This window comes from Streptacidiphilus sp. P02-A3a (assembly GCF_014084105.1).
GTDB lineage: Bacteria > Actinomycetota > Actinomycetes > Streptomycetales > Streptomycetaceae > Streptacidiphilus.
Map to the genome: position 1 here is coordinate 3,483,847 of NZ_CP048289.1, position 12,837 is coordinate 3,496,683.

The 12,837-nt window shown below is 73.6% G+C and carries 13 protein-coding genes and 1 riboswitch; of the genes, 5 read left to right on the forward strand and 8 right to left on the reverse strand.

Annotated elements, in window-relative coordinates:
• Positions 1-78: 78 nt before the first annotated feature.
• The 4 genes from GXP74_RS15810 to GXP74_RS15825 form a co-directional block, all read right to left on the reverse strand.
• Positions 79-687, reverse strand: coding sequence for an LCP family protein (locus tag GXP74_RS15810; RefSeq protein WP_182456479.1), 609 nt, complete (start codon positions 685-687; stop codon positions 79-81).
• A gap of 133 nt (positions 688-820) precedes the next feature.
• Positions 821-1,705: an MBL fold metallo-hydrolase gene (locus tag GXP74_RS15815; RefSeq protein WP_182452111.1), complete on the reverse strand. Its 885-nt coding sequence runs from the start codon at positions 1,703-1,705 to the stop codon at positions 821-823.
• 156 nt (positions 1,706-1,861) lie between these two features.
• Entirely contained in the window at positions 1,862-3,262 is a 1,401-nt protein-coding gene (locus tag GXP74_RS15820) for a pyridoxal-phosphate dependent enzyme (protein ID WP_182452112.1), read from the reverse strand.
• An 82-nt stretch (positions 3,263-3,344) separates the two neighbouring features.
• The gene (locus GXP74_RS15825) at positions 3,345-4,160 is read right to left on the reverse strand and encodes a DUF1684 domain-containing protein (RefSeq protein WP_182452113.1); all 816 of its coding nucleotides are present in this window, start codon (positions 4,158-4,160) and stop codon (positions 3,345-3,347) included.
• Positions 4,161-4,296: 136 nt separating this feature from the next.
• On the opposite strand from GXP74_RS15825, the gene GXP74_RS15830 reads away from it, so the two are divergent.
• Positions 4,297-4,749 carry a MarR family winged helix-turn-helix transcriptional regulator gene (locus GXP74_RS15830; protein ID WP_182452114.1) on the forward strand — a complete coding sequence of 151 codons (453 nt, stop codon included), beginning with the start codon at positions 4,297-4,299 and terminating at the stop codon, positions 4,747-4,749.
• Positions 4,746-6,152, forward strand: coding sequence for an MFS transporter (locus GXP74_RS15835; RefSeq protein WP_182452115.1), 1,407 nt, complete (start codon positions 4,746-4,748; stop codon positions 6,150-6,152). The genes GXP74_RS15830 and GXP74_RS15835 overlap by 4 nt, the downstream gene beginning before the upstream one ends.
• Positions 6,153-6,173: 21 nt before the next feature.
• Here GXP74_RS15835 and GXP74_RS15840 read toward each other — a convergent pair whose 3' ends face one another.
• A complete protein-coding gene (locus GXP74_RS15840) occupies positions 6,174-6,776 on the reverse strand; it encodes a TetR/AcrR family transcriptional regulator (RefSeq protein WP_182452116.1) in 603 nt (200 codons plus the stop codon).
• A 77-nt stretch (positions 6,777-6,853) separates the two neighbouring features.
• Here GXP74_RS15840 and GXP74_RS15845 point away from each other — a divergent pair, with 77 nt between their 5' ends.
• Both GXP74_RS15845 and GXP74_RS15850 read left to right on the forward strand, forming a co-directional pair.
• Positions 6,854-7,993 carry an acyl-CoA dehydrogenase family protein gene (locus GXP74_RS15845; protein WP_182452117.1) on the forward strand — a complete coding sequence of 380 codons (1,140 nt, stop codon included), beginning with the start codon at positions 6,854-6,856 and terminating at the stop codon, positions 7,991-7,993.
• 46 nt (positions 7,994-8,039) lie between these two features.
• Positions 8,040-8,801, forward strand: a complete 762-nt coding sequence (locus GXP74_RS15850) for an SDR family NAD(P)-dependent oxidoreductase (RefSeq protein ID WP_182452118.1) — start codon at positions 8,040-8,042, stop codon at positions 8,799-8,801.
• 21 nt (positions 8,802-8,822) lie between these two features.
• On the opposite strand, the gene GXP74_RS15855 is transcribed toward GXP74_RS15850, so the two are convergent.
• Positions 8,823-9,824: a hypothetical protein gene (locus GXP74_RS15855; RefSeq protein ID WP_225447970.1), complete on the reverse strand. Its 1,002-nt coding sequence runs from the start codon at positions 9,822-9,824 to the stop codon at positions 8,823-8,825.
• Positions 9,825-9,987: 163 nt separating this feature from the next.
• Between GXP74_RS15855 and GXP74_RS15860 the strand changes: the two genes are divergently transcribed.
• Positions 9,988-10,575, forward strand: a complete 588-nt coding sequence (locus GXP74_RS15860; RefSeq protein ID WP_182452119.1) for a thioredoxin domain-containing protein — start codon at positions 9,988-9,990, stop codon at positions 10,573-10,575.
• Between the two features lie 7 nt (positions 10,576-10,582).
• Here GXP74_RS15860 and GXP74_RS15865 read toward each other — a convergent pair whose 3' ends face one another.
• Positions 10,583-11,728, reverse strand: coding sequence for a HoxN/HupN/NixA family nickel/cobalt transporter (locus GXP74_RS15865; protein ID WP_225447971.1), 1,146 nt, complete (start codon positions 11,726-11,728; stop codon positions 10,583-10,585).
• A gap of 94 nt (positions 11,729-11,822) precedes the next feature.
• Positions 11,823-11,936, reverse strand: a riboswitch (cobalamin riboswitch).
• Between the two features lie 160 nt (positions 11,937-12,096).
• The gene (locus GXP74_RS15870; protein ID WP_182452120.1) at positions 12,097-12,744 is read right to left on the reverse strand and encodes a hypothetical protein; all 648 of its coding nucleotides are present in this window, start codon (positions 12,742-12,744) and stop codon (positions 12,097-12,099) included.
• Between the last annotated feature and the right edge of the window lie 93 nt (positions 12,745-12,837).

The window sequence follows — 12,837 nt, forward strand, 5'->3', positions numbered from 1 at the left end:
GCGGACGCGCCGACACGCCGGGTTGACGCCGCCTCGGCTCGCGGACGCGCCGCCGGTTCCCGGTCGGCGGCCCGGGGGTCACTGGCCGTCGGGGGAGCCGCCGTAGGCGTTGGGGGTGGGCAGGTCGGAGCAGATGTCCTGGTCGCCGCTGCGGCTCTCGGCGCTGATCGAGGGGGACGGGTCGGCCGACGGTCCGTCGGGGGCGGTGATCATCTGGATGTAGTGGGTCTTGAGGCCCTTGACGCTTTCGGCCAGGGAGACCATGGCGGGGAGTGGGTCCAGGGTGCTGTCGACGGTGAGGTTGCTGGTGAGGGCGTCGCCGACGCCGTGGCGGTCGCGGACGAATTCGAGTGCCTGGGCGCCCTTGACCACGTGGTGGCCGGCGCTGAGGACCAGGCCGCTGTAGTTCGGGTCGTTGATACCGGGTGGTGGTACGCAGACGGTAACGCCGTTGACCGCGTCGGTCAGCGACTGGAAGGCGTTGAAGGTGAGTTCGACGGTCGGCCTTCGAGGCGGCGGGCCGGTTCCGGACCCAGGACAGGCTGATGGTGTCGATCCGGCCGGTGAGGCTGAGCACGAGACAGGCGCCGACCCCGGCGGTGAGCACGGCCACCCCGGCGGTGGACCAGGCGGTGACCCTGAGGATCCGCCGCCGGGTGCTGCCCGGGGCCGCCTCCGGGTCCTCAGGGCGCGGGCTGCGGTCGCCGGGGCGCGGGCCGGGGTCGTCGCTCATGCGGGGTACTCGCTGGTGGTCACCCCACAGATCGTTCCACAGTTGCGCAACTTAGCAAGTATGAGCGGGTGGTCGGCGGTTCCCGCGCTACCAGCGGACGCCGTGGATGTCCGTCGGCCGCTGGCGCAGCCCCTGGGCGCGGACCGTCAGCCGTCGCAGCCGCTCGGCCATCTCCGCCGCCGGGAGCCGCCTGCGGTCGCCGTGGCCCGGCAGCAGCCACTCGAAGCGCAGTTGGTCGGCGGTGCGGGCCAGCGAGGTGGCCAGCTCCTCGATCGAGTACCAGGCGACGGTGTCGAACACCTCGACGTCCGCCGTCGTGCGCGACCAGTACAGGCTGTCACCGCTGAAGCAGTACCGGTCGTCCGCCAGGTAGAGCACGCTGCCCAGGGTGTGCCCGGGCAGCGGGACGGCGGTGACGCCCGGTCCGACGGCGGTCGGTCCGGTGCCGCGCAGCACCCGGTCGGCGTCCGGCGCGGCGGCCAGGTCGCCCTCGTGGATCCACAGCCGGGCGCCGAAGCGGTCGGCGTACCGGCGGCCGTGCGCCGCGTGGTCGCGGTGGGTGAGCAGGACGTCGGTGACCGGGCCGAGCGCCGCGTACCGGTCGGCCAGTAGCGGGCTCCAGCGGGGGGTGTCCACCATCATGGTGCCGCCGTCCGGGCGGCGCAGCAGGTAGGAGTTGGCCCCGGCGGTGCGCCGGGAGTTGTGGCCGCAGAGCAGCACGGCGTCGTCCAGGGCCAGCGGGTAGGGGTCGCCGGCCGGGGACAGCGGCGCCGACGAGCGGATCGAGCGGGTGTGGCAGGCGTGCGCGGCGGCCAGTAACCGCCCGGTCTCGGCCTGCCCGCGCGGCTGGCGCAGCACGACCGACCGCCCGTCCCGGACCCCGATCAGGTCCGGGGCGAGCTGCCGGGCGACATCGCAGTTGGTGCAGCGCTCGTCGACGAACCAGCCGCCCTGCTCCGGTTCCGTGTTCATGGCTCGACTCCCGTCGGTACCGCGCCCGTGGGCCGGGCGCCCGGTACAGGCATATCCCGGGAGGGGCCGGGATCGGAAGGGGTACGAACCGTTTTCCGGTGGGGCGATCGCGGGGCGACCGGTGGGGCGATCGCGGATTCGGCTTCGGCGGGCGGCTCAGCCCGTCAGCCGGGAGCGGTGCACCAGCGAGACCGCGCGGCCGTCCACCAGCACCACCGCCGCGCTGTGCGCCGCGCCGAGCGCGGCCAGGGCGTCGGACAGCGGCTGGCCGACGCCCACGGTCGGCAGCACCGGGCCGAGCAGCGCGGTCAGCGGGTCGTCCGGGCGGGCCCGGCCCTCGGCGAGCGCCGCCTCCACCGCCGAGCCGTCGATCGAGCCGGTGACCTCGCTGGCGCTGACCGGGTGCCGCCGCTCCTGGCGCTCCAGCGCCACCGGGGCGACCCCGCCCGGGACCGGGCGCAGGGCGGCCAGCGCCTCGCCGAGGGTGGCCCGGGAGGAGACGGTGGTCAGCGGCGCCGGGTCGAGCACCGAGCGCACGGTCGGCTCCTTGTCGTCCGCGTCGCGCGGTTCCTCCAGGAAGCCCCACTGTCGCAGCCAGTCGTCGCTCAGCGCCTTGGACAGGTACGACCGGCCGGAGTCCGGCAGCAGCACCACCACCAGGTCCTCCGGTCCCAGGCCGCGGGCCGTGCGGAGCGCCGCGGCCAGCGCGGTGCCCGACGACGGTCCGGCCAGCAGCCCCTCCTCGCGTGCGAGTTGACGAGCCGTCAGCAGCGACTCGCGGTCCGGGATCCGCTCGAAGCGGTCTACCACCCCGGGGTGGAACGACTCCGGCCACAGGTCCTCCACCGTCCCCGGGTGGACGAAGTGGCCGATGCTCTCGACGAAGTACGGGCTGCCGTCGCCGCCGGAGTAGACCGAGGACTCCGGGTCCGCGCCGATCACGCTGACCCGGCCCGCGGACACCTGCTTCAGGTAGGCGCCGGTGCCGCTGATGGTGCCGCCGGTGCCCACCCCGGCCACGAAGTGGGTGATCCGGCCGCCGGTCTGCTCCCAGATCTCCGGCCCGGTGGTCCGCACGTGGGCGTCCGGGTTGGCCGGGTTGTCGTACTGGTTGGCCAGCCAGGCGCCGGGGATCTCCTCGGCGAGCCGCCGGACCACCTGGAACAGGTGGTCCGGGTGCTCCTTGGGCAGCGAGGTGGGCGCCAGCAGCACCTCGGCCCCGTAGGCCCGCAGGATGTCGCTCTTCTCCCGGGCCGACCGGTCGGAGACGCCGACCAGCACCCGGTAGCCGCGCTGCCGACCGATGATGGCCAGGCCGATCCCGGTGTTGCCGGAGGTGGCCTCGATGATCGTGCCACCCGGCCGGAGCAGCCCGGCGCGCTCGGCGGCCTGCACCATCGACAGCGCGGCCCGGTCCTTGACGCTGCCGCCGATGCTGAGGAACTCCGCCTTGGCGTAGACCGGCGCGCCGCCCCCGTCACCGAGTCCGGACAGCCGGGACAGCCGGAACAGCGGCGTCCCGCCGATCGCGTCGGTGACCGATTCGTAGACCGCCATCAGTGGGGACCTCCTGCACGAGTGCGCTGCTCCGGGCCGCTCCAGTGTGGACCATGGGCACCGACGGCGGGGTGCCGGACCGTCAGTGCTGCCGCTCCGTCGGGATCTTCACCCCCGCCTCGACCGCGAACGGCAGCCGGTTCTCGGCCGGCGGCAGCGGGCAGGTGGCGAGGTCGGTGTAGGCGCAGGGGAGGTTGCCCGCCCGGTTGAAGTCGATCACCACCGCGCCCTGCTCGTCCGGAGCGGGCACGGCGATGGTGCGGTTGGCGGCGTAGGTGGTCACCCCGGAGGTGGCGTCGGTGAACAGCAGTTGCAGGCTGCCGGGCTCCCGGCCGTTGAACGCGGTCAACCGGTGGACCGCGCCGTCGAGTTCGAACTCGACCTGACCGGGGGAGTCGTAGACGTGCTGAAGGCCCTCGACCGCCGCACCCACGGTCACCGGGCGCGGCTCCGGGTAGGGCAGGTAGCGGCCGGTGCGGACCCAGCGCGGGTCCGGCTGGTAGCTGGGGGTGCTGGTGAAGCCGGTGCGCAGCGGGTTGTCCGGGTGGCGCGGGCGCAGGATGTCGTGGCCGCCGCGCTTGGCGACCTCGATCACCGCCGCGCCGGATCCGGCGTGCACGCTGACGCGCTCGCCGAGCACGCCGAAGCTGTGCCGTCCGTGCACGGCGACGCCGTCCACGGTCAGCTCCTCGCCCTCGTCCAGCTCGACCACCACGCCCTCGGCGGTGCTGGACCAGGCCCCGGGGGCGTCCTCGAAGCGGGTCGGCTCGGCGTCCAGCCAGCGCAGGCTGGTCACCGCGAGGAAGCCGTGCGGGGCGGCGAACTGCCGGTCGTGTTCGCGGTACCACTCCTCCCACTGCTGGACGAACTCCACCCGGTCGATCTCCTGGACTGTCATCGTCTTCTGCTCCTTGTCGCGGCTGCTGAGCATGATCCTGCCCGCGGCTCGTTAACCGCGTGCTGCGGCAGCATGTCGCGATTCCGGAATCGTCCAGGTATTTTCCTATGTGGGATAGCTATGTAGCATAGGTGTTATGGACGACGACGAGGTGCGCGGGTTCCGGACGCAGATGAAGCTGCTCCAGCAGCGGCTGCGGCAGGAGGCGCTGCCGGTGCAGGGGATCACCCGGACGGCCCTGCAGGTGCTGGCCGCGCTGGTGCGGCTGCCCGAGGGGTCGCAGCCCGGCCAGGTCGCCCAGGAGCTGCGGATGACCAGCTCCAACGTCGCCGCCGCGCTGCGCGAACTGGAGGCCGCCGGCTACCTCCGCCGCCGCCGGGACGAGGCCGACGCGCGCCGGGTGCTGGTGTTCGTCACCGAGCCCGGCCGGGCGCTGCTGGCCGACGTCCGGGGCGAGCGGGACACCTGGCTCGGGCGGGCCACCGCCGCGCTGCTGGACCAGGACGAGCAGCGGCTGCTGCTGGCGGCGGGCGCGCTGATGCAGCGCCTGGCCGAGTTCGAGCAGACCGCCCCCGGGGAGCCCGGATGACCGCCGGGGCGACCACGGGCGCGATACCCGACGCCGGGCCGCTGGCCCGGGCCCTGTCCTCGCTGTCGGTGCGCAACTACCGGCTGTACTTCTGGGGTTACTCGATCTCGGTCGCCGGTACCTGGATGCAGACGCTGGCGCTGGCCTTCCTGGTGCTGCGGCTCACCGGCAGCGGCGCCGACCTGGGCGTGACCACCGCCGCCCGCTACCTGCCGCTGGTGCTGCTCGGCCCGTTCGGCGGGCTGGTCGCCGACCGCTACGACAAGCGCCGACTGCTGTACCTCACCCAGTCCGCCTCGGCGCTGGTCGCGGTGGCGTTCGCGGTGCTCTCCGCCCTGGGCCGGGCCGACGTCGCGACCGTGGTCGGTCTCTCGCTCGCGCTCGGGGTGCTCACGGTCTTCGACAACCCGGCCCGGCAGAGCCTGATCGGCGAGCTCGTGCCGCGCGACCGGCTGGCCAACGCGGTCACGCTGAACTCGGTGTCGGTGAACCTGGCCCGGGTGCTCGGTGCGGCGGTCGGCGGCGCGCTGGTCGCCGCCGTCGGCCTGACCGCCTGCTTCGCGCTGAACGCGGTGTCGTTCCTGGCCGTGCTGGCCAGCCTGGCGATGATGCGCGCGTCCGAACTGACCCCGGTGGCCCGGCCGCCGCGGGAGAAGGGCCAGGTCCGCGCCGGACTGCGGTACGCCGGGCGGACCCCCGCGCTGCTGCTGCCGCTGGTGATGCTGACCGTCACCGGGACCCTGGCCTACGAGTTCCCGATCACGCTGCCGCTGGTGGCCCGGGGCGCCTTCCACGGCGGGGCCGGGACCTACGGCCTGATGGCGGCGGTGATGGCGGTGGGCGCGGTCACCGGCGGACTGGTCACCGCCGCCCGGGGGAACCGGCGACGGGCCGGGAACCTGGCCTTCGCCGCCGTCGGCTGGGGCGTCGCCATCCTGGCGGCGGCCCTCGCGCCGGACCTGGCCTGGGAGCTGGTGGCGCTGCTCTTCGTCGGCTACGGCAGCATCAGCTTCAACTCGCTGTCCAAGACCGCCCTGCAGCTCGCCGCCGAACCGGCGATGCGCGGCCGGGTGATGGCGCTGTGGGCGCTGGCCTGGGGCGGTACCACGGTCGTCGGCGGGCCGCTGGTCGGCTGGGCCGCGCAGGAGTTCGGCAGCCGCTCCTCGCTGGTCGTCGGCGGTGTGCCGACGGTGCTGCTCGGACTGGCGATGCTGCCCGCGCTGCGGCGGATCGACCGCGCCGCCGAGACCCGCCCCACCCCGCCGGTCACCGGCCGGGTACCGACCGCGCCGACACCGACCGCGCCTCCGCCGACCGGTTCGACGCCGACCGGTTCGGCCGGATCCCCGCCGCCGGACCGGGGTGCGACGCCGGACCGGGGCGCGCCGAGCACCGCCCGCTGAGCCGGGCCGAAGCGGGACGGGTCAGCGGGTCAGGCCGTGCAGCAGCAGTTCCGCCAGCTGCTCGTACGCCTCGGCGTCCGCCAGCCCGGTGGACCCGGCCACCTGCCGCTGCTGGATCCGCACCATCACCGAAGTGATCACCTCGGCCGCGAAGGCCACGTGCACCTCGCGGAAGTCGCCCCCGGCCACGCCCTCCTCGATCAGCTGCTGCACCCGCCCGGCCGCCGCCCGGGTGTTGCGCTCGTACACCTCGGCGGCCGGCCCGAACGCCGCCACGTCGTCGAAGAACCGCGGCGAGACCGGCGCGAGCTCCGCCGAGACCGCGCGCAGGTAGACGGTCAGCCGCCGGGCCGGGGAGGACTCCACCGCCACCGCCGACTCCACCCGGGTGGTCGCCCGCCGGAAGAAGTGCACCACCGCGGCCCGGACCAGCTGCTCCTTGCTGCCCGCCAGCCCGTAGAGGGTGCGCTTGGAGCAGCGCAGCCGGGCCGCCAGGTCGTCCAGGGTGAATCCGGCGAATCCCTCGCTGATCAGCAGCGCCACCAGCTCCTCGAACAGCTCGAACCGGCGGGCGGCACCGCGTCCGGTCTGGTTCGGGCCGAGGAGGGCCGGTGTCTGGGTCACTCGACCAGTATCCCAGCATCGTTTGCGCTACTGTATCCGGTACTGACGTACCCGATTCAGTACCGTTTGGAGCCGTCATGGCTGTGGACCGCCTGCTGCCCACCCCCGAGGCGGCGGACCTGATCGCCCTCACCAGGGAGATCGCCGACAAGGAGCTCGCCCCCCGGGTCGAGCAGCACGAAGAGGCCGAGAGCTACCCCGAGGGCCTGTTCACCACCCTGGGCCGGGCCGGACTGCTCGGCCTGGCCTATCCCGAGGAGTTGGGCGGCGGCGGCCAGCCGTACGAGGTCTACCTCCAGGTGCTGGAGGAACTGGCCGCGCGCTGGGCGGCGGTCGCCGTGGCCGTCAGCGTGCACACCCTGGCCTGCCATCCGCTGTACGCCTACGGCACCGAGCGGCAGCGGCAGCACTGGCTGCCGCGGATGCTCGCCGGGGAGCTGATCGGCGGCTACAGCCTGTCCGAGCCGCAGGCCGGATCCGACGCCGCCGCGCTGTCCTGCAAGGCCGAGCGCACCGACGCGGGCTACCGGATCAACGGCACCAAGGCCTGGATCACCCACGGCGGCAAGGCCGACTTCTACGCGCTGTTCGCCCGGACCGCCCCCGGCAGCCACGGGATCTCCTGCTTCGTCGCGCCCGGCGCGGCCGAGGGGCTGTCCTTCGGCGCCCCCGAGCGGAAGATGGGCCTGCGCGCGGTCCCCACCACCTCCGCCTACTGGGACGGCGCGGTGATCGACGCCGACCGGCTGATCGGGGACGAGGGCCAGGGCCTGCAGATCGCCTTCAGCGCGCTGGACTCCGGCCGCCTCGGGATCGCCGCCTGCGCCACCGGCATAGCGCAGGCCGCGCTGGACGCCGCCGTCGACTACGCCAACCAGCGGACCACCTTCGGCCGCCGCATCCTCGACCACCAGGGCCTGGGCTTCCTGCTGGCCGACATGGCCGCCGCGGTCGACTCGGCCCGGGCCACCTACCTCGACGCCGCCCGCCGCCGCGACGCCGGAATGCCCTTCAGCCGCCACGCCAGCGTGGCCAAACTGGTCGCCTCCGACGCCGCCATGAAGGTCACCACCGACGCCGTGCAGGTCCTCGGCGGATACGGTTACACCCGGGACTTCCCGGTCGAGCGGTACATGCGCGATGCCAAGATCACCCAGATCTTCGAGGGCACCAACCAGATCCAACGCCTGGTCATCAGCCGCCAGTTCGCCCGCTGACCCGCCCCCGTACCCCCCACGAGTTCACTGCCACAAGGAGCCATCCATGGACATCGCCGGATCCGCCGCACTGGTCACCGGCGCCGCCTCCGGCCTGGGCGCCGCCACCGCCGCCGCCCTGGCCGCGCGCGGCGCCACGGTGTACGGGCTGGACCTGGACAAGGCCGTCGCCGCCGCCGGGGAGCAGCCCGACGGGGTCGTCCTGCTGGCCGCCGACGTCACCGAGGAGGACCCGGTCCGCGCGGCGCTGGCCCGGATCGACGACGACGGCGCGGAGCTGCGGCTCGCCGTCAACTGCGCCGGGATCGCCCCCTCGGCCCGGATCCTGGGCCGCGGCGGACCGCACGACCTGGACCTGTTCCGCGCCGTGCTGAACGTCAACCTGCTCGGCACCTTCAACGTGATGCGGCTGGCCGCCGAGGCCATCGCCCGCCATCAGCCGGAGGCCGGGGGCCAGCGCGGCGTCATCGTCAACACCGCCTCGATCGCCGCCTTCGAGGGCCAGATCGGCCAGATCGCCTACGCCGCGTCCAAGGCCGGGGTCGCCGGGATGACCATCACCGCCGCCCGTGACCTGGCCAAGCACGGCATCCGGGTGGTCACCATCGCCCCCGGCATCGTGGACACCCCGATGATGGCGGGCTTCAGCGAGGAGGTCCGGGCCGGGCTCGGCGCGGGCGTGCCCTTCCCGCAGCGGCTCGCCCAGCCGAGCGAGTACGCCCGGCTGGTGACCAGCGTCGTCGAGCAGGACTACCTCAACGGCGAGACCATCCGGCTGGACGGCGCGCTGCGGATGGGCCCGCGCTGACCCTGCCGCTCGGCTCGGGCGTCAGCTGTCGAAACCGGCGTGCACGTGGTCGTGGTGCGTGTTGTCGGAGAAGAACTGGTCCGGCGCGCCGCCGCCGAGCGGCCAGGGGCCGCCCACGTTGTAGGACCCGGCGGCGGCAGCGGCCCGCATGAACCCCTCCACCAGGGACCTCGGGGTCGCCGGGTCCACCACCTGGTGGCCGTCGATCCGCCACACGTCGAAGGCCCGGCCCTTCGGGTGGTCGCTCGGCCGGTCCGTGCCGAACACGTCGAGCGGATGCCCCGAGCGGACCACGCTCAGCTCCATCCGGTAGCCGCCGGTCAGCGTCAACAGCGCCTCCAGGGCGCTCTGGTGGACGTTGCCGCTGCGCACGTCCGCCTCGGCGGCGGGCGGCAGGGTGATCGCCGACGAGGCCAGCACCCGCTGCGCCGCCGTCGGCAGTGACCCGGCGGCGGGGCCCGGCCGCGCCGGGTGCAGCGCGGTCACCGTCCACCGCGGCCGCGCCTGCGACAGCCGGACGTCCACGGTGGTCCCGCCGGGCACGACCAGCCCCCGCGGGCCGCGGGTCCACTGGCGGCAGACCACCAGCACGCTGGCGGAGTCGCTGAGGATCCCGCCGTACTGCGCCTCCAGCACCTCCAGCGAGGCGGCGGGCGCGTCCGGCAGCAGCGGTCCGGCCTGGGCGGCCAGCGCCGGGTCGAGACCCAGCGCCGCCACCCGCCCGCGCGCGGCGGCCAGGCCCCGCTGCCCGGTCGGCCAGCTGCCCAGCGCCTCGATCAGCCGCACCGCCCGCAGCTTGACCTGCGGGTCGATGTCGTTGCTGCTCGGCTGCCACGGCGCGAACTGCGGCAGCGCCGCCGGGGCGGTCCCGGAGGCCGAGGCGGTCTCGGAGGCGGACGTGGACGGGGTGGCCGGGGCCGGGGTGGCCGGGGCCGGGGCGGCGTGGCCGGAGGCGCACCCGGCCGTGCCCAGGGCGCCCGCCAGCGCACCGGCGATCAGGCCCCGCCTGCTGAGGGAGTCCACCCGGCCAGTCTGCCCGTCCCCGCCCGCCCCGGTACCCGGCTCGCCGGGACCGTCCGCCGACCGGACCACTACCGGGCGCACCCGAACGGAGCAGCGGCGGGCATCGCCAGGGCACGCTCCGGCTCGCGTTGCGGGGCCCCGGCGCGTCCCGCAGCCTGGGCGCATGACCCCTGCGAACACCACCGGCCCCGAGGGCACCGTCCTGCGTTACGGGCCGCCGGACTCCGGGCATCTGCTCACCGTCTACGCGGACCTGCGCTGCCCGTACTGCAAGCGCCTGGAGAACGGCCTCGGCGCGGTCATGCAGCAGGTGGCGGACGCGGGCCGACTGGCCCTGCACCACCACTTCGCCACCTTCATCGACGACATGGCCGGGGGCAGCGGATCGCTGCGCGCCCTCGCCGCCCTCGGCGCGGCCGCCGACGAGGGCGACCGGACGTACCTGCACTACCTGCGGGTGCTGTACGCCGAACAGCCGCGCGAGGAGGACGACGCCTTCGCCGACCCGGGCACGCTGCTGCGCCTCGCCGGGGAGGTGCCGGACCTGCGCGGTCCGGAGTTCGACCGCAAGGTCACCGACGGCGTCCACCTGCCCTGGGCCCGGAAGGTCTCGGCGGCCTTCGAGAGCAGCGGGGTGCAGGGGACGCCGACGGTGTTCTACGACGGCAGCCCGATCACGGTGCTCAACCCGATGGGCTACGCGGTCACCCCGGAGGCGTTCCTGGCCCAGCTCGCCCCGGTCGCGGATTGACGGAGCGTCACATCGCGCCGCTGGGCTGCTCGGTGGCCGTCTCGGTGGCGGTCGGGGTGGAGTCCAGGCTCTGCTGCCAGCGCTGTTCGACGTTGCCGAAGTGCCAGAAGCAGTAGGCGACGAGCCAGGTGGCGGCGAAGAGGACGGCGATGGCGAAGCCGGCTTCGTTGATGTTGAAGTCGGCCATGAAGTCCCAGAAGCCGCCGCTGAGGTGGAGCTCACTGGTGAGCACGCCGAGGACCTCGATGGTGCCGATGAGGAAGGCGGCGGCGATGGACAGGCCGGTGATCACGAGGTTGTAGTAGACCTTGCGGACGGGCTTGGCGAAGGCCCAGCCGTAGGCGAAGTTCATGAAGCAGCCGTCGAGGGTGTCGAAGAGGGTCATGCCGCCGGAGAACAGCAGGGGCAGCGTCAGCACGGCGTAGAAGGGGAGTCCGGAGGTGGCCGCGTAGGCGGTGGCGGCGAGCAGGACGACCTCGGTGGCGGTGTCGAAGCCGATGCCGAAGATCAGGCCGACGAAGAACATCTGGTAGGTGTGGTTGATGGAGCGCATGAAGCGTCCGAAGAAGCGCCACATCAGTCCGCGGGCCTGGAGTTGGCGTTCGAGTTCGGCCTCGTCGAAGGTGCCGCGGCGCATGTCGCGGAAGACCTTGGCGATTCCGGCGAGGACGATGAGGTTGAGCAGCGCGATGAGGTAGAGGAAGCCGGCGGAGGTGAGGGTGCCGAGCATGCCGCCGAGGGTCTCGTAGGTCGAGTTGGGGTCGACCACGGCGCCGAAGACGGCCTTGGCGGCGATGGTGATGCCGACGCCGACGACGACCACGATGGTGGAGTGGCCCAGGGCGAAGAAGAAGCCGGTGCCCAGGGGGCGCTTCTTCTCGGCCATGAGTTTGCGGGTGACGTTGTCGATCGCCGAGATGTGGTCGGCGTCGAAGGCGTGCCGCGCGCCCAGGGTCCAGGCGGTGAAGGCGACACCCAGGCCGACACCGAGTTTCTGGTAGTGGAAGTGGTGGGGGAGCACGGTGAAGATGAAGATTCCCCAGCCGAAGCCGTTGAGAGCCAGGATGACCAGGGCCATGATCCCGAGTCTGGCCCATTCGGCTGGATGCAGGGCGTTGGCGACGGCGCGGTACCTGGCGGTCAGGGCTGACACTGGGCATCCTCCTCGGGATGCTCGCGGGCAGTGCGGGCCTGGACCGGCCGTGGCGGCCTGGACTGGACCCGATCTTCCGGCGAGGCGGGGTTCCGTGGATGCGGCGACAGGCGACCGGACTCGTCCCCCGAGGGGGCTTCACCGTTGCGGGACAGTGCCGGATTCCCACCGGCTTCGCTGAGGCAGCACCATCCCAACGGCGGCCGGGACCAGGTCAGCGTAGAGGCAGGCGATCTCGGCCTGCAAGGCTGCATACCTGTTGAGGTGTGCGAGCGAGATCACACAACCCGCGTCACAACCCGCGTCACAACCCGCGTCACCTCCCGCGTCACCTCCCGCGTCACCTCCGGCCTGGCCCCGGCTCGACCTCAGGCGCGGGAGGGGAGCAGCAGCGCGGAGCCGCTGTGCCAGGGCAGCCGCTGCTCCAGCGGCACCTCGACCCGGGCCCCGGGCGCGCGCTCGCCGGACTCGCGCGGCCCCCGCTCGCGGTCGAGGACCAGCGCCTCCAGGCACTGGCCCCGGCGCATCAGTCCGACCTGCCGGGTCTCGCGGTACGGGCAGCTCGGCGTGTGCGCGGGGTGCTCGTCGAAGGCGTCCGGGTAGCTGTCCGGCGGCATCCCGCCGTCGGCGGGCAGCGGCTCCGGGCCGGTCGCCAGGTACGCGCCCAGGTCGGCCAGGCCGCGGATCTCGGCCAGCGGCACGGCCGCCGCGCACAGCGGGCAGGGGTCGAGCAGGAAGAACGACTCGTCGTCGTAGGACGGGTCGAGGTAGCTGAAGGTGTAGCCGAGCGGTGCCTCGTCCGGGTCGACGACGTGCAGGATCAGCGGTTCCAGCGGCAGCGAGCGGCGGTCGCGGGCCCGCTCCGGGCGCACCAGGCGCGGGTCGACGCCGAGCAGGGACGCCAGTTGGCCGACGACCCGGGCGGTGTCGGCCGCGACGCCGTCCTCGGGGGACAGGTGTCCGCGTTGCTGCTGCGTCAGCCGGTACGCGGCCGTGGCACGTGTGGCGATGCTCATGCGGTCGACCCTAGATGCACCCAAAGCCGCCCAACAAGAGCCCGTGGCGAAGAATATTGATTGAAACAAGGTTGATCCAAGCACAAGTGAGCA